Annotated in this window: 18 protein-coding genes; 15 read left to right on the top strand and 3 right to left on the bottom strand. The window is 40.5% G+C overall.

What is annotated here, in order from left to right:
- The first annotated feature begins 18 nt into the window (after window positions 1-18).
- Genes RH949_RS18970 through RH949_RS18955 form a run of 4 tightly spaced genes read left to right on the top strand, consistent with a single transcriptional unit; the run spans window position 19 to window position 4578 of the window.
- Window positions 19-1680 carry a glycosyltransferase family 39 protein gene (locus RH949_RS18970; RefSeq protein WP_446355279.1) on the top strand — a complete coding sequence of 554 codons (1662 nt, stop codon included), beginning with the start codon at window positions 19-21 and terminating at the stop codon, window positions 1678-1680.
- A gap of 35 nt (window positions 1681-1715) precedes the next feature.
- Window positions 1716-2243 carry a hypothetical protein gene (locus tag RH949_RS18965; protein WP_446355277.1) on the top strand — a complete coding sequence of 176 codons (528 nt, stop codon included), beginning with the start codon at window positions 1716-1718 and terminating at the stop codon, window positions 2241-2243.
- Between the two features lie 5 nt (window positions 2244-2248).
- The gene (locus tag RH949_RS18960; protein WP_446355275.1) at window positions 2249-3559 is read left to right on the top strand and encodes an HTTM domain-containing protein; all 1311 of its coding nucleotides are present in this window, start codon (window positions 2249-2251) and stop codon (window positions 3557-3559) included.
- Between the two features lie 11 nt (window positions 3560-3570).
- On the top strand, window positions 3571-4578 hold the full coding sequence (locus RH949_RS18955) for a glycosyltransferase family 2 protein (protein ID WP_446355273.1): 1008 nt from the start codon (window positions 3571-3573) through the stop codon (window positions 4576-4578).
- A 212-nt stretch (window positions 4579-4790) separates the two neighbouring features.
- Here RH949_RS18955 and RH949_RS18950 read toward each other — a convergent pair whose 3' ends face one another.
- The 3 genes from RH949_RS18950 to RH949_RS18940 form a co-directional block, all read right to left on the bottom strand.
- On the bottom strand, window positions 4791-5717 hold the full coding sequence (locus RH949_RS18950; RefSeq protein ID WP_446355270.1) for a UPF0104 family protein: 927 nt from the start codon (window positions 5715-5717) through the stop codon (window positions 4791-4793).
- A gap of 197 nt (window positions 5718-5914) precedes the next feature.
- A complete protein-coding gene (locus RH949_RS18945; protein WP_446355268.1) occupies window positions 5915-7216 on the bottom strand; it encodes an acetylornithine/succinylornithine family transaminase in 1302 nt (433 codons plus the stop codon).
- Between the two features lie 66 nt (window positions 7217-7282).
- A complete protein-coding gene (locus tag RH949_RS18940; RefSeq protein ID WP_446355266.1) occupies window positions 7283-7681 on the bottom strand; it encodes a hypothetical protein in 399 nt (132 codons plus the stop codon).
- Between the two features lie 109 nt (window positions 7682-7790).
- On the opposite strand from RH949_RS18940, the gene RH949_RS18935 reads away from it, so the two are divergent.
- The 11 genes from RH949_RS18935 to RH949_RS18885 all read left to right on the top strand — a co-directional run bounded on the left by RH949_RS18935 (window position 7791) and on the right by RH949_RS18885 (window position 20641).
- Window positions 7791-8915, top strand: coding sequence for an RNA polymerase sigma factor, RpoD/SigA family (locus RH949_RS18935; protein WP_446355264.1), 1125 nt, complete (start codon window positions 7791-7793; stop codon window positions 8913-8915).
- A gap of 59 nt (window positions 8916-8974) precedes the next feature.
- Window positions 8975-9472 carry a GNAT family N-acetyltransferase gene (locus tag RH949_RS18930; RefSeq protein WP_006098026.1) on the top strand — a complete coding sequence of 166 codons (498 nt, stop codon included), beginning with the start codon at window positions 8975-8977 and terminating at the stop codon, window positions 9470-9472.
- 143 nt (window positions 9473-9615) lie between these two features.
- Window positions 9616-9822 carry a glycogen debranching protein gene (locus RH949_RS18925; protein ID WP_446355322.1) on the top strand — a complete coding sequence of 69 codons (207 nt, stop codon included), beginning with the start codon at window positions 9616-9618 and terminating at the stop codon, window positions 9820-9822.
- Between the two features lie 590 nt (window positions 9823-10412).
- A complete protein-coding gene (locus RH949_RS18920; RefSeq protein WP_446355261.1) occupies window positions 10413-11234 on the top strand; it encodes an ABC transporter permease in 822 nt (273 codons plus the stop codon).
- A gap of 36 nt (window positions 11235-11270) precedes the next feature.
- Window positions 11271-12548, top strand: a complete 1278-nt coding sequence (locus tag RH949_RS18915; RefSeq protein WP_446355259.1) for an ABC transporter ATP-binding protein — start codon at window positions 11271-11273, stop codon at window positions 12546-12548.
- A 12-nt stretch (window positions 12549-12560) separates the two neighbouring features.
- The gene (locus RH949_RS18910; RefSeq protein WP_446355256.1) at window positions 12561-13304 is read left to right on the top strand and encodes an FkbM family methyltransferase; all 744 of its coding nucleotides are present in this window, start codon (window positions 12561-12563) and stop codon (window positions 13302-13304) included.
- A 99-nt stretch (window positions 13305-13403) separates the two neighbouring features.
- Window positions 13404-15194: a hypothetical protein gene (locus RH949_RS18905; protein WP_446355254.1), complete on the top strand. Its 1791-nt coding sequence runs from the start codon at window positions 13404-13406 to the stop codon at window positions 15192-15194.
- Between the two features lie 194 nt (window positions 15195-15388).
- Window positions 15389-16453: a glycosyltransferase family 4 protein gene (locus RH949_RS18900; RefSeq protein WP_446355252.1), complete on the top strand. Its 1065-nt coding sequence runs from the start codon at window positions 15389-15391 to the stop codon at window positions 16451-16453.
- 137 nt (window positions 16454-16590) lie between these two features.
- Window positions 16591-17841 (top strand): glycosyltransferase family 61 protein, encoded by a 1251-nt coding sequence (locus RH949_RS18895; protein WP_446355250.1) that lies wholly within the window; start codon window positions 16591-16593, stop codon window positions 17839-17841.
- Between the two features lie 276 nt (window positions 17842-18117).
- The gene (locus tag RH949_RS18890; RefSeq protein ID WP_446355248.1) at window positions 18118-19416 is read left to right on the top strand and encodes a calcium-binding protein; all 1299 of its coding nucleotides are present in this window, start codon (window positions 18118-18120) and stop codon (window positions 19414-19416) included.
- A 58-nt stretch (window positions 19417-19474) separates the two neighbouring features.
- Complete coding sequence (locus RH949_RS18885; protein ID WP_446355246.1) at window positions 19475-20641, top strand: glycosyltransferase; 1167 nt, start codon at window positions 19475-19477, stop codon at window positions 20639-20641.
- The last annotated feature ends 34 nt before the right edge of the window (window positions 20642-20675 follow it).

Here is a 20675-nt window from a genome sequence, read left to right as displayed (position 1 = left end):
CATTCGCGCTCTATTTTTATGAAAAATTACATTAATAATACATTTAAATTGAAGAAAAAATGGTTTAACGTATTAATTATCACGATACTGGTTTTAGGACTGTTTTTTCGCTTTGTTCATCTTGACCAGAAAGTTTACTGGCTTGATGAAACCCACTCATCTTTGCGAATTTTCGGCTATACAGAACCTGAATTTATTCAAGATATCTTTTCCGGTGAAGTCGTTAATTCTGATGATTTGCTCAAGTATCAGCGTCCGAGTCCGACCAAAACTTGGGGAGATACGATTCGGGTTTTAGCGGGAAACACTGAGCATGCTCCACTTTACTATCTCGCACTCAGAGTTTGGGCACTTGGGTTTGGCAGTTCAGTGGCAGCACTAAGAAGCTTTTCAGTTCTGATTAGCTTATTTGCTTTACCTGGCATTTATTGGCTCTGTCGAGAACTGTTTGAATCACCCTTTGTTGCCTGGGTAGCGGTAGCGATGATGGCAGTTTCACCCTTCCATATTTTGTATGCTCAGGAAGTTCGTCCTTATAGTTTATTGACAGTGGCTATTTTAATATCCAGTGCTGCTTTATTAAGAGCCATGCGCCTGAATAAAAAGACAAGTTGGAGTATCTACGCCATTACTCTAACATTAGGATTTTATACTCATTGGTTTTTTACTGTTGTCGCAGCGTCTCATGGACTTTATGTCGCTGTCACTCAGAGATTTCGCTTTAATAAAACAGTTATTGCTTATAGTTTAGCCTCTTTAGCTGGGGTTATTGCCTTCTCTCCCTGGATAATCAATACGATAACGGCGCCACCTCCCTTAGAAGAGCAAATGGGTTGGGTTTTCCAAAAATTGCCTCTATTAACTTTAGTTAAATCCTGGGGATTAAGTGTTAGCCGTGTTTTTGTGGACTTAGATAGAGGATGGTGTTTACCTTTAAACAGTCCAGATTGCAGCTATTTATTGAGTGATAATGAATCCCTCATCTATTGGTTAATTTTGCCGCTGATTGTTTTAGGGGGATATTCGATTTATTTTATTTGCAAAAACACTCCAGCACAGGTATGGTTTTTTATTCTCAGCTTGATTGGAGTTATGGCTGCAGCCTTAATCATCCCCGACCTTATTAAAGGCGGTCAACGGTCAACGGTGACTCGTTATGTTATCCCTTGTTTATTAGGCTTTCAGTTGTCTGTTGCTTACCTTTTGGCAAGCAAAATGTCCACCAATTTCCAGTCAGTTAGGCAACAGAAAATATGGCAGGCAATTTTTGTTGTTTTGATTTCCCTCGGCATTTTATCTAACCTAATTATTACTCAAGCCCATGGATGGTGGAGTAAAGGCGGTAATTATCATGTTTACCCTATTGCGACTATCGTTAACCAAGCTGAACAACCCCTCATATTGTATTCCGTTCCATCAAATGTGCTTTGGGGTAAAGGGGGGGCTGTGGGGAGAGTTTTACCCCTTACTCGTCAGTTTGAGCCAAATGTAGGAATTTTGTTTGTCGTTCAACCAAATGTTCTGCCGGAAATTCCAGCACAGTTTCAAGATGTGTTTGTTTACCGACCTCATGATGAATTAAAATCTTGGTTAGAGCAAAATCAAAATTATACACTTGAGCCTGTTTTTGTTGATCCCCGTCGTCGAGAAAACCCACGACTGTGGAAACTCGTCAAGTAGCATTTAAATCAAACGATTATAAAAATTGGTTTACCATGTCAAAACTAAGTCATACACATTCATATAAATTCACTGTCCACCTTCTATCTATCGTTATCCTATTTTTCATCGGACTACAGTTCTATACCGCTAAACATCTGAGAGGGTTTTGGCCCAAGTTTAGACGACTGCAATATCCTTATAAACTGCTCAAACCCCCTCCAGATCCTAGCCTCTGGCCCTTCGTCAGTTATCCGATGTACAACTATGCCAAATATGAAGGAGATACAATCAAGCAATATTCAATTTACGCCACTCTAGATGATTCGACTGAAGTCCGGATTCAGCCAGAAGATTTAGGCATAAATTACTGGGTTTTTATGTATGGACTCAAAGAATCACTACGGTTAGAAAAAAAAGAAATGATTATGAATTTTGTCCAATTATACGAAAGTCGTCACCACACTAAAATAATCAATTTACGATTGTATAATTATCCCCTCGTCTTACTTAAAGACGAGGTAATTGAAGCGGAAGCCCAACTGGTTAAACAGTACCCAATTGCCGAATTGAGAAAAAAATGATACCGATGTTTAATAAACTAACTGTACCTTGGGAATGGTGGACAACCTATTGGTTCAAACTCACCCCCTTGTTTAATCTAGCCATTAGTCGAATTATTATTGTTGGCTCTCAACTCTTCTATTTATTAGTTCCAGGTCGAGATGGTACTATAGTGAGTCAGTTAGTGAATAATTCTCAATTACCGGATTTTCTTTACAATCCGCTACCCATTTTAAAGATTATACTCTTACCATTTGGGCTAAATCATCCTCCTCCGGTTGTGTTGCTATTAGTAATTTTAGCGTTAACTATAATAACAGGAACATTCGGCTTAATTGGACTGTCAACAAATCTGAATCTAATTATCTTTGCGATTGGGAATATATTGATTCAAGCTTATATATACTCCTTCGGTGCCTTGTATAGTCATTCTCAAGCCTTAGTCATGATATCGCTTGTCATCTTGGCTTTGAGTCCTGCTGGTCAAGTTTTATCCCTAGACGATCTGCGGCGTCGTATTCGACAAAATTGCCAGAGAAAAAGCGTAGATACTTTTGATATTCAGCAAGAAAAAAGTCACTTGGCTAGATGGCCCTTATTGCTCATCCAGTGGATGTTTGCAATTATCTACCTAGACTCAGCTATGAGTAAGCTGCTTAAAGGAGGACTCGATTGGATGAATGGCTATACATTACAATATTATTTGTGGCAGGATGGGCTGGTTTGGGATAGACCCTTAGGGATTTGGTTAGCCAGACAACATACATTAGCTATGCTATCGTCTTGGGTGGCAATCCTGTTTGAGGCAACATTTTTCTTTGTGCTAGTTTTTCCCCGTTTAATCTGGTTTTATATTCCTCTAGGGATTTGCTTCCATACAGGAATATATATTGCTCAAAATGCTCCATTTCTAAAGTATATTCCCTGCTATTCAGTCTTTATTCCTTGGGCAGAATTAGTCGGAAATATGTCTGAACGTCGTCGCCTTGATGGTTTAACTCACAACCCTGAAATTATTTATAACAAATCAGATAATCATTGTCTCACTATCATTACCGTTTTATCCTACTTTAATTGGTTTAATCGGCTAACATTCAGGGATTTGCAGACCCAACAATCAACCCAGAGTGATAACATGGCGGAAATTGTCCCGGATGACTATAAAAAACCGCTTTATCTTGTCCTCCCTAGCGGCTCAAAACGCAAAGGCTTTTTAGCGTTCCGCGAAAGCCTGCGCTATTTGCCTCCCTTATGGCTGTTGTACCCGGTACTTTCTTTGCCCTTTATCTCTAAGATAAGTGCAAACTTGTATAAATCGATGGAGTCAAGACAATAAGGAATTAAAATATGACAGATTCATTATCCTTTAAGGACTATCAAGAACCGATCACCCCATCAAATTCACTAGCGTTATCGGTCGTTGTCCCTATTTACAATGAAGTCGCTAGTATACCCCACCTGGTTGACTCTGTAGCAACCAGTTTAAGTGCCAATCAGTTTGCCTACGAAATCGTCTGTGTCGATGATGGTTCTCAGGATGGTTCCACCGAACTCCTCCTCGAATTAGCACGCAGCCGCTCAGACTTAAAAGCGGTGATTCTCCGCCGAAATTACGGTCAAACCGCCGCCATGTCAGCCGGATTTAAACATGCTCAAGGTCGCGTTATTGTGATGATAGATGGTGATTTACAAAATGATCCGGCTGATATTCCCGCCTTACTCGCCAAAATAGAAGAAGGGTATGATTTAGTCAGTGGTTGGCGCAAAGAACGACAAGATGCGGCTTTAACTCGACTCCTCCCCTCTAAAATTGCCAATTGGTTAATTGGGAAAGTGACTGGCGTCAAATTACATGACTATGGGTGTTCCCTTAAAGCCTACCGTTCTGAACTGGTGGCGGATATGAATCTCTATGGCGAGTTACATCGATTTCTGCCAGCATTAGCTTACATTGAGGGAGCCAGAATTAGTGAAATTCCCGTGCGACATCATGCCCGTCGTTATGGTACAAGTAAGTATGGATTGGGGCGAACCTTTCGTGTGGTGATGGATTTATTGACTGTATTTTTTATGAAAAAATTTCTCACTCGCCCCATGCATGTCTTTGGACTATTTGGCTTGCTTTCCTTCGGTGTCGGATTGTTATTAGGACTGTATTTAACCCTACTTAAACTCGGTTTTGGACAGCAGATTGGTGACCGACCTTTGCTGATTTTAGCTGTTGTTCTGTTATTAGCAGGCGTCCAGTTATTTAGCTTTGGTCTGTTAGCAGAAGTGTTAATGCGAACCTATCACGAGTCCCAAGGGCGACCAATCTATCGAGTGCGGGAGGTGGTTGGCAGGAATTATGAATGATGACTCCTTACCCGCCACTAACGGCTGTCGCTAAACCCAGACGCTAGGAGGGCGGGCATGGAAATATAGCAGTAGACACATCGATTAGGACTTTCGTCACCATTGTAGAGACGTTGCATGCAACGTCTCTACTAGGAGGGCGGGTTTAGTCAAGTTATCGGTTGAAAGCCAAAGGTTATTGGTAAAACCCGCCCCTACAATTGATTGCTATTCTAGGAAGTCCACAAACGTTCGCTGATAATAGCTAGTCCAGCCGCGCTGATTTCTGCCAGAATACTAACAAGGCGAAATAAGGCAACCCCTGTAAGGATGAAAGCCGCAGGCAACTGCTGATCTAAAAGCGCGATCGCAGTCGCTTCAAATACCCCTAACCCTCCCGGTGCGCCAGGTACAACTAATCCCAGTAACCAGGCGAAACTAAACGCACTCAGTAACGACGGGATCTGAGTAGGAGTAATTGATCCTACCGCCAGTAAGGTAAATAAAAATCCGGTTCCCCGAAATCCCAAAAAACCCATTTCACCCAACAATGGCAATAAGGGATAGTGTTCAATGGTGAATTCTTCCGTATCTGTGACCTTCTTGGAACGGCTTAAGCGTTGAACAATAGGATTGAGAACTCGGGGATGAACGCCCAACAACACCACAACTAAGCCCAAAATTTGTAACCCCCACATCCGGCTATCGGATGCCGTGTTGATCCAACCCAATCCACCACTAAATAACGCGATCGCTAACGCCGCAGCTGCCATTAACAGAGGTTCCAGTAATACACTGATACTAGCAGCACCCACAGAACCTCCAACCCCCCTCACCGCTGCAATTCGACCATAGAAATGCCACACATTACCGGGTAAATATTTAGCAACATTCGTTTTCAGATAAACCTGTAGCGCCCAACGCGGTTCAATAGGTTGCTTAAACGCCTGTAAAATCCACGTCCAAACCCAACCCGACCAAATATGTGCCAGAAGTGTAACCAATAGTGCGATCGCCAGCATCGTCCAGCCCTGGGGATCAATGCGAATTCCAGCAACGTCTCGCCAATGATCTTTAAAAGCTTTAGCGATAAAAAACAGCGTTCCGCCCAGAATCACCCAGCGAATGTAGGGTTTTATCGATGACCAGATTTTTTTCATTGGCTAGCGGGGGAAGCTGGGGGAGATGAGGGAGATAAGGAAGAGTGTGTAGGGGCGGGTTTTACCACTAACGTTTCGTTTTCACCTTGATATAACGAAACCCGCCCCGACTTAACCGTTCAATTATCACAAATTACAAATGACAAATGACGTAGCTTGCTTCTCGCTTGCGCGAGTATGACAAATGACGAATCTCCTTATTTATTGACGGAAGCAGCTAGCTTGGCTATAGATTGTTCAACGATTGTTGCGGCTGCATCCACTTCTTCAGCCGAGACAATCAAAGGCGGGACAAATCGCACCACTTTGGCACCTGCGGGTACTAACAGCAATCCTTTTTCCATCGCCGCTTTCACCACATCCACAGCCGTCAGTTCCACATCCGCGTTCAACTCCATCCCATTAATCAGTCCCCAACCGCGCACCTCAGTAATTAGCTGAGGATAGTTCATCGCGATCGCTCTTAAACGAGTCCGCAACTGTTCACCCCGTTGCTGAACATTGTGCAGAATATCGTCCCGTTCCAACGTTTGAGCCACGGTTAAAGCCGTCGCACAAGCCAAAGGATTTCCGCCAAAGGTACTGGCGTGATCCCCAGGTTGAAACACATTACAGAATTGCTTACACAACATCGCCCCAATCGGAACACCGCCTGCTAATCCCTTAGCGCTGGTAAAAATATCTGGCTCAATCCCTAGATTTTCATATCCCCAGTATTTACCCGTGCGACCCATACCGACTTGTACTTCATCTAAAATCAGCAAGATACCCGTTTCGTCACAAATTTTCCGTAAGCGCAGGAAGTACTCCAACTCGCCTGGACGCACACCCCCTTCTCCTTGCAGGGGTTCCAACATCACCGCTGCTACTCGTTGATCCCCTTCATCCAATTCTCCGATCGCATCTTCCATGGCACCGATATCGTTATACGGCACATAATAGAATCCCGGCACCAAGGGGTCAAAATTCTTTTGATACTTGGGCTGACCCGTTGCTGTAATCGTCGCTAGCGTGCGTCCATGGAAACTGGCGTTCGCCGTCAAAATTACAGGTTTCTCAATCTCTAGAACCGTGTGGGCGTATTTCCGAGCCAATTTAATCGCCCCTTCATTCGCCTCCGCACCCGAGTTACAGAAAAAAACGCGATCGGCACAGGAATGCTCAACCATCCACTGAGCTAATTCTCCTTGAGGGGGAATATAGTAAAGATTAGAAACATGGTGCAGCGTTTTGATTTGCTGCGTCACCGTTTCGATCAGAGCCGGATGAGCGTGACCCAAGGTACAGGTAGCGATCCCAGCCACAAAATCGAGATAATCACGTCCGGCTGTATCCCAAACTCGACAACCCGTACCCCGTTCTAGGGCGATGGGGAAACGATTATAAGTTCCCATCACGTTAGTATCGAAATCCTTGGGATTGTATGCAGTCGATACACCCTCTGCTGATTCAGCAGGAATTCCGGGATTCTCGACGAGAGTTGGTTTGGTCACGAACATTATCTCCTAATTTGAATTTGATTGGTCATAGGGAAGACATAATTTAGACCGGGCGGGTTAGTGACATTAGGGCAAAATATCAAAATATAACAATATGATCAATTCAATCTCCCCCAGCTGCCCCAGCTCCCCCAGCTCCCCCAGCTCTCTCTGCTTATTTTCACCCGATCGGTAGAGAGTAAAACAGCCACCTGTATGAGATTCTGTATATAGCCCATTGAGTTTGCCGCTATAATCCATACATCTATCTATGCTGTTCAATATTTTGTAATCAGGGCAACAACTAGCCAAATTGCTTCTGGTAGCCTTAGAATCAGTATTTTCTAATCCTAAACATAGAGAAGGTATCGAGATGGGGGTGAGCCTTGAATAGCGACTCTCACTCAAATCATCTCTTATGTTGTGTTGAGCTGTACAGCCCTTAGCTACAGCCAGTGTTGAAAAATTTTCATTGACAGTACCCATTTATATTCAGTCCATCTGCCCAATCTGTCTAGTTCAATCTGTCTAACTGAACCGATTGCCTAAAAACCAAATCACAAGCTTTCATAACACTCCTACTTCAAACCTAACTATGACTATCGCACAATTGAACCCAACTGCTACTCGTCAGTTTACAGAAGATACGGATTTTTCTCACCCTCAGAGTGAGCAAATCTCAGATAATGACCAAAATCAGGTCGAAGTCGAATTTTCCGAAACAGAGACTCGTGCCGGAAAAAGCCGGCAATCTGGCTACCATAAAACTAGCTCTGATGATACAGTAGGAGCCTTCTTTAAGGAGATGGCGCGTTATCCCTTGCTGAAGCCAGAAGAAGAGATTGAGTTAGCCACTCAGGTTCAATTCTTGGTAGAAATGGATGAGATGACTGAACGCTTGCACCAAGAGTTGGGACGCAAACCGACGAACGCTGAACTGGCTCAAGCTTTAGATCTGAGCGAACGTCAATTTGAAAATCGCCTCTACCGAGGACAGATATCTAAGCGTAAAATGATTCGTTCCAACTTACGCTTAGTCGTTTCCATCGCCAAGCGTTATCTTAACCGAGGAGTTCCTTTCCTGGATTTGATTCAAGAAGGCGCATTAGGACTCAATCGGGCGGCGGAGAAGTTCGATCCCGCCAAAGGTTACAAATTCTCCACCTATGCGTATTGGTGGATTCGTCAGGCGATTACCCGTACCATTGCCAACGACGCCCGTACCATTCGCTTACCGATTCACATTGTCGAAAAGCTGAATAAGCTGAAAAAAGTGCAACGGGAACTCAAGCAGAAACTGCAACGGACTCCCGACGAAACCGAACTCGCAGAAGCCTTAGACATTAGCCGCACTAACTTGCGTCAGTTGTTACAATTACGTCGGCGATCGCTCTCTCTCAACCATCGGGTGGGTAAAGGCGAAGATACAGAACTCGTAGATTTACTGGAAGACAACGATTTGCACTTGCCCGAACAGCAAATGAGCGAATCCATGATGCGTCAAGAGATTTCCGATGTCTTGAGTGATGTTCTCACCGAACGGGAAAAGGATGTCATTTCTCTACGCTATGGGTTGGCGACGCCTGAATCCTACACCTTAGAGGAAGTGGGCAGCATGTTCAACCTTTCCCGCGAACGGGTACGTCAGATTCAGAGTAAAGCCATGCGGAAGCTGCGCCGTCCTCAAGTTGCTCGTCGCCTACAAGGGTGGTTAACTTAGGATTGGTTTTGTAGTAAGCGCTTTAGCGCTGATGGCACGCTTCGTGCCAACTACCAACCATGAATAAGCTAAAGATACGACCAGCTACCCCAACAGATGTGCCAGTGCTGTTTGAACTCATTCAAGCACTGGCTGAGTATGAGAAGCTGTCTCACCTAGTCACAGGGACGATGGACGCTCTCCAAGACCACTTGTTTGGCGCTAAACCTTATGTTGAGGCAATTCTGGCAGAGTATGAGGGGCAGACGGTAGGCTTTACCCTGTTTTTCTCTAACTATTCCACCTTTTTAACCAAACCGGGCATTTACATCGAAGATTTATTCGTGCGCCCGGAATTCCGACGTCAGGGTATCGGGAAGGCGTTACTAACCTATATTGCCCAACTAGCGGTAGAACGGGATTGTGGGCGCTTAGAGTGGTCAGTCTTGGACTGGAATGAACCTGCGATCGCGTTTTATCAGCGCCTCGGTGCTACAGTGTTACCAGACTGGCGCATTTGCCGAGTCACAGGTGATGCGCTCCCCCAATTAGCGACACAAACCTTATATAATCTTTAAATTGGTTTACAACTTATGTCGCCAAGGCTAATGAAATATCAAAAACTGTGTTTTTCCTCTTGCCGTCAGTGATCCCAGTCTTTTACAAAAATAAGTAGATCTACTTAAGATTGTGATTAACTGTTTCAGGGAATGAGGAGAACATCATGATTTGGGTGAATGAACAGGTCGATCCGGGAGGTTTGATTTATTCCTGTATCGCGTGTTGTGACGAGGCTCAAGCTAAAGACTGCCATGAATCGTTCCAGCAGAACTTGACAGAGGAGCAAAAATCAGCAGGTTGGGTAGCGCGTCTGAGAACTGTCAGTTCCTGGGAAGAAGTGCCAGTCAATGCGTTGAAGCTGGACTGAGGATGTTTGTACATTCCGGGATTGTAGGGGCGCACCGACGTGCATCCGTGTCAACTTAAGGTCGAAAACCAATGCTGGTAAGGTTTTCAGCTATGTCTATTTACTGCTCAAAATTTCCCCCTCATCCCCTAACCCCTTCTCCCACCGTGGGGAGAAGGGGGATCGGATGCTCTTATATCATGTCCCTAAGATTGCCCATAATTGCAATGCTGCAATAACAGGGGTTTCAGGCGTTTTTATTAGGGGTGTTTGACCGGACATGATATTATTACTCCCCTCTCCCTTGCAAAAAAAGCGAAGCATCCTCTGTCATCCCCCCTCTTGTAGGGGGGAACGAGGGGGGTCGGAGAGGGGCTGGGGGAGAGGGGTTGAGCTTAAGTTGACACCAATGACCGACGTGTGCCCAAAAAACTACAAACGGGATTTATGAGGTAAATTAGTTTAAAGTCGATATCCTGATGGGCTGTAACGGGGGCTGTATGAAGGGATGGTTCAGAGGCAGGGAGGCACGCGATCGCGAGTGGTATTCTTCTCAGTTTAAAATCAGAGGATTGAAGCCAAGCTACCCAAGGACAAATAACAAATGACCAATGACGCAAGAACTGATAATTGAGGCAGGTCGCACCGAACAACAATATTGGAAAGACTTGTGGCGTTACCGGGAACTGTTTTACTTTCTGGCATGGCGAGATATACTGGTACGATACAAGCAAACCATCATTGGCATAGCCTGGGCATTAATTCGACCCTTTTTAACAATGGTGGTATTTACGATAGTATTTGGTAAACTGGCAAAGTTACCCTCCGAAGGAGTTCCCTATCCCATCTTAGTATTTGCGGCGATGTTACCCTGGCAGTTTTTTTCCAATGCCCTTTCCGGGTGCAGCAATAGTTTGATTAGTAATGCTAATCTAATCGCCAAGGTCTACTTTCCCCGCTTGATTGTGCCAGCCAGTGCCGTAATTGTCAGCTTTGTAGACTTTATGATATCAGGGATAATTTTGCTAGGCTTAATGGCGTGGTATGATTTCTTACCCAGTTGGCGAATTTTGACACTACCATTTTTTATTATAATGGCGTTTGCGGCATCAATGGGGGCAGGGTTATGGTTAGCGGCGCTGAATGTGAAGTATCGGGATTTTCGCTATATTGTCCCGTTTATCGTCCAGTTTGGTTTGTATATTTCGCCGGTGGGATTTAGTAGTACAATTGTGCCTCAAGAGTGGCGATTAGTTTATTCACTCAACCCAATGGTCGGGGTAATCGATGGATTTCGTTGGGCAATTTTAGGTGGAGACGCCAGAATTTATGTGCCAGGATTTCTCCTTTCATTGGGATTAGTGTTTGGAGTATTAGCGAGTGGTATTTTGTATTTTCGTAAGGTAGAACGGACGTTTGCGGATGTCATCTAGGTCTTTTCAGTGGATAAATTAACTAGGTAATGGATAATGTCTGACACGGTGATTCAGGTCGAGAATCTCGGTAAGAAATATATCATTGGTCATCAGCAGCAGGAACGTTACACAGCGCTGCGGGATGTGATGGCGAATGGGGCGAAGTCTCTGGGACAACGGTTGCTGAAACCTTTGGGAAAACAGAGTGCTAACCCGGCGTATGAGGAGTTTTGGGCGCTGAAAGATGTGTCATTTGAGGTCAAGCAGGGTGATAGGATTGGGATTATTGGACGTAATGGTGCGGGAAAATCAACACTGTTAAAGATTTTAAGCCGAATTACAGAACCAACAACCGGGAAGATTCGGATAAAAGGGCGAGTAGCAAGTTTATTGGAAGTGGGAACAGGTTTTCACCCGGAGTTGACAGGACGGGAGAATATTTTTCTCAATGGTGCAATTCTGGGGATGAGTAAGGCGGAGATTAAACGTAAATTTGATGAAATCGTTGATTTTGCTGGAATTGAAAAGTTTTTAGATACCCCAGTGAAGCGGTACTCATCAGGAATGTATGTGCGGTTAGCGTTTGCAGTGGCGGCGCATTTGGAACCAGAGATTTTGATTGTAGATGAAGTGCTGGCGGTAGGAGATACAGCGTTTCAAAAAAAATGCTTAGGCAAAATGGAGGAGGTTGGAAAAGAAGGAAGAACAGTACTATTTGTTAGTCACCAAATGTCCGCTATTGAAAAATTATGCTTTCGAGTAATTGTATTAAAGTCAGGAAAAGTTAAATGTGATGGCAATACTAGATTGTCAATGAAATTTTATCTCAAAGAATTAGAAGAGCAAACAAGAAAAATAAAATTGACAGAGACACATCGGTCAGGCACTGGAGAAATAAGGCTTACAGGGTTTTCTTTAGAGGCTCCTGGTGGCCATCCTCTCGTTTCCGTGGCTTGTGGGGAAGATTTGATATTAGCTTTTCATTACGAAGTGAAAACAAAAAAAAATATTAATAATATAAGTATAGGTTTTTCTTTACATAATCCTCTAGGAGACACCTTTTCAGTTTTTTATAGTGATTATGCTGGAACTAGATTTTCTTCTATTCCTCTTTTTGGAAAATTCAAGTGTAAGATTAGAGATTTTCCATACTCGCAAGGTAGATACTATATAGGTGCAAGAATCACAGTCAATGGTATAGAAGCAGACTGGCCTAGAGGATATATCGGTTATATAGATGTTGAAGCAGGTGATTTTTATGGAACTGGTAGTTTTGGTCATAACGGTATTGGTCCTGTTTTACTTCGAGGAGAATGGCTATTGGAAGCATAAGGAGTCAATAAAGTGAATATAATTTTTAAAAAATTTAACAGTGCTTATAGTAGAATCAAAAATGGTTTTCAAGTTGCCTTATTCCCGGAAAAATTTTATCTTTACAATAAATACAAATATCTTTACCATAGTCTTTCTTACTCTCTAGAAGGTGAAGATATGATAATTTCTAGATTTTTCACAAAAAAAGCAAATGGATTTTACGTGGATGTAGGTGCACACCATCCACAAAGATTTTCTAATACTTATCGTTTCTATTTACAGGGATGGCGAGGAATAAATATTGATCCAATGCCAGGTAGCATGGATCTTTTCAATCAACTTAGACCGCGTGATATTAATCTGGAAATTGCAATTTCAGAGCAAAGGGAAATTTTAACATACTATAAACTTAATGATTCTGCTTTGAACGGATTTTGTGATAAATTATCCAAGGAACGGGAAAAGTTTCTAGGTTGTGAGATATTAGCCTCCTTGAAAATGCCAACCCAAACATTAACAGAAGTTTTAGATAAATATTTACCTCCCAATCAAGATATTGATTTCTTAAGTGTCGATGTAGAGGGATTAGATTTACAGGTGCTTAAATCAAACAACTGGCAAAGGTATAGACCATTAGTAGTTTTGGCAGAAGACTTGAATAGGTTTTCCTTACAAAGAATTAATGAATCAAAGGTAGTTTCATTTATGAATCAACAAGATTATCAACTCTATGCCAAATCAGTTAACACTCTCATTTTTACTGAAATAAATTAATATCAAAAATTCACATATGTCACATATTTTTTTAAAAAATTTGTGGTTTGTAAGTTTACAATAAACCTTTTATTTTAATGAATTATTAATGCAAATTACATGAAAAAATCTCCTATTGCTTTATTTGTTTATAAACGACCCGAACACACCTTAAAACTACTAGAATCACTAGCTAAAAATGAGGGAGCCAATGAAAGTGAATTATTCATATTTTGTGATGGTTCAAAGTCTTTAGCTGATAGATTAGTCGTAAGTAAAGTAAGAGAGATCGTCAAGAGTAGGCAGTGGTGTTGGCAAGTTCACATTACTGAACGCGAAGAAAATCTTGGGCTTGCTCAATCTATCATATCAGGTGTTACAGAAATATGCGCTCATTATGGTCGAGTAATTGCACTGGAGGATGATCTCGTACTTTCTCCCTACTTCCTCCGTTATATGAATGATGCTCTAGATAGATATGAACATGAACTAAAAGTAATGCATATTTCTGGTTATATGTTTCCTGTCAAAACAAAATTACCAGAGACTTTTTTTATGAGAAACCCTTCTTGTTGGGGTTGGGCAACCTGGCAGAGAGCGTGGCAGTATTTTGAGGAAGATTCAGAGTTACTTATCAAAAAAATAAAATGTAATAAATTAGATAAAAAATTCTCTCTTGCTAATTCATATCCCTTTTTTGAAATGCTTGAACAGCAAAGTGTTGGCAAGATAAATTCTTGGGCTATTAGGTGGTATGCTAGTATTTTTTTAGTTAAAGGTCTTTGTCTATATCCCCGATATTCTTTAGTTAAAAATACAGGTCACGATGGTACAGGAATTCATTGCGATAATAACTCACTATTTGATGTAAAACTATCTAAGCATAAGATAACCTTATTTACTCAAAAAATTGTTGAAAATAAAAAAGCCTTATTTGTACTAATAAAATTTTTCAGAAAAATAACATATTCAGAAATGACATTATTAGATAGGATCAACAATAAAGCATCTAAATCAATTAAAACTATAAAGATGATTATTATGAATATAAACTCTATAATTGAAAATGGTTCTGAGCTAAAATTTACTGTTGAAAAACTTCAAGAAGCAGTCGGAAGAATTGAGAAAAGGCAATTACAATCCTTAGATAGTCATTGTATTAATGCTAATGAATTTAGGGTTTTTTCTCAATGGGGAGAAGATGGTATCATTCAGTTTCTAATTGATAAAATCAAAGTAGAACATAAAATATTTGTAGAGTTTGGCGTTCAGAACTACACAGAATCAAACACTCGATTCCTTTCAATGAACAATAATTGGTCAGGTCTACTTATTGACAATAATGAAGCAAATATAAATTATATCAAAAAAGACCCCATTTATTGGCAATATAACTTAAAGGCAATTCAAGCATTTATTACACAATCAAATATTAACACAATAATTAAAGAAAATGGCTTAACTGGAAATATAGGTTTGCTATCTATTGATATCGATGGTAATGATTATTGGATATGGGAAGCTATCAATATAGTCAATCCTGCTATTGTGATTATTGAATACAACCATAGATTTGGAAAGGATATAGCTGTCACTATTCCCTATAAGGAAAATTTTGTTCGTTCCCAAATGCACTCTTCAAATATATACTTTGGTGCATCACTAAAAGCTCTTTACCTACTTGCACAAAAGAAAGGTTATGCTTTTGTGGGATGTAATAGTGCAGGCAATAATGCCTTCTTTGTTCGTAAGGATTTGAAACCTGACTCTATTAGAGAAATGAGCATAGAGGAGGGATATGTAGCTGGTAAGTTTCGGGAATCTCGTAATGAACAGGGTGAACTGAACTACCTTTCACCGCAAGAAGAACAAAAAATTTTAGAATCACTCCCCTTAGTTTATATAGAATAAGTTATGGAAAAATTTTTGCTGATGGTCAAATATTCGATTTTCAAAAAATATTTCAGTATGGAAAATTGCCACAATCTATTTAGGATTGCTATAAAATTGTTTTTGTAGCTTTAAAACTGATAATCAGTAGAACAATTCATAATTTGCTTAAAGGAAATTTTATGTTGATATTATACGATGGACAAATCTATTGTGTGCAAACGGCTGGAGGAATTAATCGGTATTTTGCAAATCTTATTAGTAGATTACCCCAAGATTATAGCCCAGTTCTCACTACCTGCCAATTTCAGCAAGTTAATTACCCTACTCATACCAATTTAAAAACTTTTTTTTATAAGAGATTTGGATTTCGCCCGGGTCGCGTTTCATATTGGCTAGAACAATATTACTTTAGGGCTGTTACTTTCTTGAATCAGTTTGACATCATCCATCCCACCTACTATTTGCTGCTTACCCGCCAAGAAATCAGTCAATGCAAATCTCCTGTTGTCCTAACTGTTTACGATATGATCCATGAGCTTTTCGCTGAATGGATGGATGCTAGCAGGGAGCTAATTGAGGAGAAACGAAAAGCAATTTTGGCGGCGCAAGCAATTATTTGTATTTCAGAGAATACTAAAAAAGATTTATTAGAGCAGTATTCCTTGCCTGAAGAAAAAGTAACCGTTACTTACCTGGCATCAGAAATAGATGCTAGTCTTTCTTATGGTGCTGAATCTATTCCTTCTCGTCCCTACTATCTTTACGTAGGCAACCGAACCAACTATAAGAACTTTGAGTGCTTGCTCAAAGCTTTTACCAAAGCCGTATCTGTTCAATCCCATGTTTCCCTCTGCGTCGTTGGTACGCCTTTTACTAGGGTAGAGCAAAAACAGATTTTTGAGCTTCAACTAAGTGATTATATTGAGCATTACGCTTATGTAAGCGATACTCATCTGGCAAAGCTTTACCGTTGTAGCATTGCCTTAGTTTATCCTTCCCTATATGAAGGTTTTGGTATTCCTCCTCTAGAAGCTATGTCATGCGGAACCCCTGTCATTGCTTCTAATTGCTCCAGCATTCCTGAAGTAGTTGGTGATTCTGGTATACTGTTTAATCCTCAAGTAACTAATGATTTAGCGGATATCTTACTTGATCTAGTTGATCAGCCGACGGAACGCGATCGCCTGATTGCTAAAGGATATCAGAAATCACGAGAATTTAGCTGGGATAAAACTGTAGCTCAAACCATTGATGTCTATCGTTCAGTCGCTGGATAACCTTGAAGGAGTCACCAAGGTCGTGTGAGTACCTTTGCGACTATTCTCTAACACTCTAAGTTAAACCTAATGTGTCTTTATATTATTATGTTGTTGTAAAAGCGGTTACTTTTTAGTAATATTTAGTAAAGCTATATATGAATCTTATGATTATACCGGGAAAGATAAAACAAAGTTTAAGCCAAGTTACAATTGTTCAAGAAATTGTCAAATTTGTAACCAATAAACAACTAATACAGTTAAAGTGGCTATCTGACTTAAAGTTAGTTTCTCATTCAAGAGGTTGGAACTACCAAACTTCTCAAAGCTCGGCTATTCAGCGTTGTGAGCCTTCCAAGACAATATCTGAAGATATTTTAGGAAATATAAATACAGGAAAAAAGATTTTTAAAAATCATCGGGAGAATAATTTAGCTAAAGCAGAAATGTTATACTCTTCTCTATATGCTGTAACTAGATATCCAGTACCAGAAACTTTTATATGCGAGATGTCTGATGTGTTTTTGCTAGTACCCAATGGTGGAATATTAACCAATCAATTGGAAATTGTCACTCAATCGGCAGCTCGTAATACTATTAATCCCCCCTTGTATATCCATTCATATCCAAACAAAAATGATTGTCTGAGCGGAACTTATGTATCCTTTTTAGGACTCTGGGGAGATATTCACTACAGTCACTGGCTACTGGATATACTACCACGAGTTTCACTGTTAAAGCATTTATCGAGTAACTTACAAGATGACTTACAGTTTATTGTACCGAATCAACTTCAGACATACCACATAGAGGCTCTGACTTTGTTGGGCATACCCCAAGAACGATGGATTTCAATGCCTAATGGAGTTTATCGGCTAGAGAAATTTGTTCTCTGTCATGCTGCTGAACGATCAATGGTTGTTAACGGTAAGCATTTTAGCGAAGTGAGAAATAGTTTAGTCAAAGCCGTAATTGGTTCAGAAATTAACTCAAAGGTAACGAGAAGGGTATATATCAGTCGGCGTAATTCAAGACGAAAAATTATTAATGAAGAAGAATTAATGCCTGTTTTAGATAAATACGGTTTTGAAGTCTATTGCTGTGAAAAAATGAGTTTAAAAGAGCAGATTCGTTTGTTTTCCGAGACCGAAGTTGTTTTAGGCGCTCACGGCGCAGGAATTCACAACCAAATATTCTGTAATCCTGGTGCAAAAATCATCGAAATATATAACCCAATCTGGGTGTACCATGGCACCTTCAGGATTGCTAATTTAATGAACCATGAACATTGGCACACATTCGGTGAAGATACTGGCGCAGAAAATAGTATATATATGAATCCTAATAAGCTTGACAAAGTTTTAAGTTATGCTTTAAGACAAAATGATTTCATAGAGAAAATTTACTAATTTAACGACAATTTGCGCGGCGTCACACCTTTTAAACTAAACTAAACTAAACTTCATATCTTACTACTGAAAAAATACTGAAACTATTCAGATAATTTCACTGTATGACCATACACAGCCCAGACGGGTAAATTGCCGATATACATTTATAGCTATTTACATAAGTTTGCATATTTTAATTTAAGTTTGCCTGCTTATTAACATACAGACAATCAATTCTTATTCAAATATATGATATAATTTAGTTTAATTTTTTAATTTAGGGAAGCAAAAAGTATGCTGTTTTATCTTGGTACCCCCGGTTCTGACAGTTTTGCCGAAACACCAACAGCACCTAATCAATACAGATCAACGGAGTTGAATGATACGCTACTCGGTCAAGACGGCGATGACATTCTTATTGGTCTTGGGGGAGACGATCTCCTTATTGGCGGTCCCGGTCAGGACAGGATTGAGGGAGGTACGGGGAATGATATCTATTACGTTGACGCGGCAGATGATCCCGCACAGATCGTAGAAGTTGACAATGCGTTTGGAGGCGGCTACGACAGCGTGTTCTCTTCAGCAAATTGGACGCTAGGACAATACTTTGAAAAACTTGAACTCACGGGTACTCGCAATATCAATGGTACAGGCAATGAGCTAAACAACCTGATGTATGGCAATTCAGGTGCTAACACTTTAAATGGTCTTGGTGGAAATGATAGCTTATATGGTCGTGCAGGTAATGACAAACTGTTTGGTAGTTCAGGCAATGATATCCTTGATGGTGGTCTTGGTGCTGATCGCATGGAAGGTGGTACAGGAGATGACCAATACTTTGTTGAGAATTTGGCTGATGTAGTCGTTGAACAAGTTGACCAAGGCATAGATAGAGTGTATGTTTTTGTCAACAACTATAAACTGACCCCCAATGTGGAACATTTATTTTTGGCTGGAGGGATACCTACGCTAATTTATGGAACGGGAAATAGTCTATCTAACTACATCAAAGGGAATGAAAATAATAATGTTATAGATGGTGGTAGCGGTAATGATTTTATTGAAGGCAATACAGGGAATGATTTAATTGTGGGAGGCTCAGGTGATGATAGGCTTAATGGTGATACCGGAAATGATAGGCTTTTGGGAGACAGTGGTAATGACACATTAAACGGTGGTACAGGCGGTGATGCTCTGATCGGATCGACAGGAAACGATCTATTAAATGGTGGTGAGGGCAATGATTATCTTCAAGGGGATGCAGGTCAAGATATTTTAGTGGGTGACGCAGGAGTAAATGCTGGACTCGATATTATGATTGGTGGTGGGGACGCAGATATATTTATGCTTGGTTCGGGAACCACAAGTTTTTATCTCGGTGGTGCTAACTATACACAGATTATTGATTTCAACTTTGGTGAAGGCGATCGAATTGACCAAGATGAAGCTCCAATAAGTGTTCGTACTTTTGGTACGTCAAACTCATATATCTACGCCGGTTCAACAGGTAGTGGAGACCTTATTGCCATAGTATCTGGAGCAGTATTGGGAAATGATGCCTTCATTGGTCAGGGAGCAGTAACAATTATTTAGAGGATATTTGAAACTTCCTAGAAAATGGTGCAGTAATAAGAACTAAGGAGTAAACAAATTGAGGATTTTACTTATTTCCTCAGTACTTCCTCACAACACTACGGCGGGTGAAGTAATCCTGTATAGGCATTTTTCACAGTTACCGAACTTAAGTTTACATATCGTCACAGATACATCACGAAAAATACCATCATTAAAAATACCATCATTCGATATAGTAGAACTTCAAGCTCATTGGTTTTTAAACCGCTTTAGTTGTACTAGATTTTCTAGTTTGTCACATGATGTTATGCAGTGTATCCATCCTTTTTTTAACTACACTCAATTACGTGAATATATCAAAACTCATAAATTTGATGCAATTCTTACAGTGGCTGAAGGGATACACTGGATAGCAGCACAACAGATTTCAAAAGAATCTCACATTCCTTTACTCACCATTTTTCATGATTGGTGGCCCAATATTGCCTATATTCACCCCTGTCTAAAAAGTATTCTTGAAAAACGTTTTAAATGCCTCTACCAACAAAGCACTGTAGCCTTCTGTGTTAGTGAAGAAATGAGACGATTATTAGGAACTCATCCCAATGCTCAAATCTTATATCCTATTCCTGATTTATTAAATGCGTCAGCCGAAACTCATACACGTATAGGCAGTCAACCTTTCACCTTAGTCTATGCCGGACACCTTTCTCATATTTATGCACCGATGCTGTATAGTTTATCGAATTGCTTCCAACAGTTTAAGGAATTAAACTTAAAATTATTTGGTCCCTATCCTGACTGGTCTGAAGCAAGAATACAAGCAATGGAAGAAAAAAATATTTATGGTGGATTTATTTCGAGAAACTTGCTTAGAGAAAAGTTAAAAAATGCTAGCGCGTTACTGGTGACAGTATCTTTTGAACCCAAAAATAGACGTTGGGCAGAGACTAGCTTTCCTTCCAAGCTGGTAGAATACTGTCAGTTTGGAAAACCAATTATTGTTTGGGGACCTGCATATAGTTCTGCGGTAAAATGGGCACAAAAGTATCAGTCCGCTTTAGTGGTAACATCCAATTCTGCACAAGATGTGGTTATAGCATTTAAAGACTTATTGGCTCAGAAGTCAAAGCAAGAAAATTTAGCTAATAAAGCTATAGAAATGGCGAAAAGCATATTTAATCCTAAAACTATACAGCAACAATTTGCCGAAAGTATCAGATTAGTAATTACTCAAAAATAATATTTTTATAACAACAAATAAAAATCACACAACT

This window comes from Coleofasciculus sp. A1-SPW-01 (assembly GCF_040217205.1).
GTDB lineage: Bacteria > Cyanobacteriota > Cyanobacteriia > Cyanobacteriales > Coleofasciculaceae > Coleofasciculus > Coleofasciculus chthonoplastes_A.
This window is presented reverse-complemented; position numbering and strand designations above follow the sequence as displayed.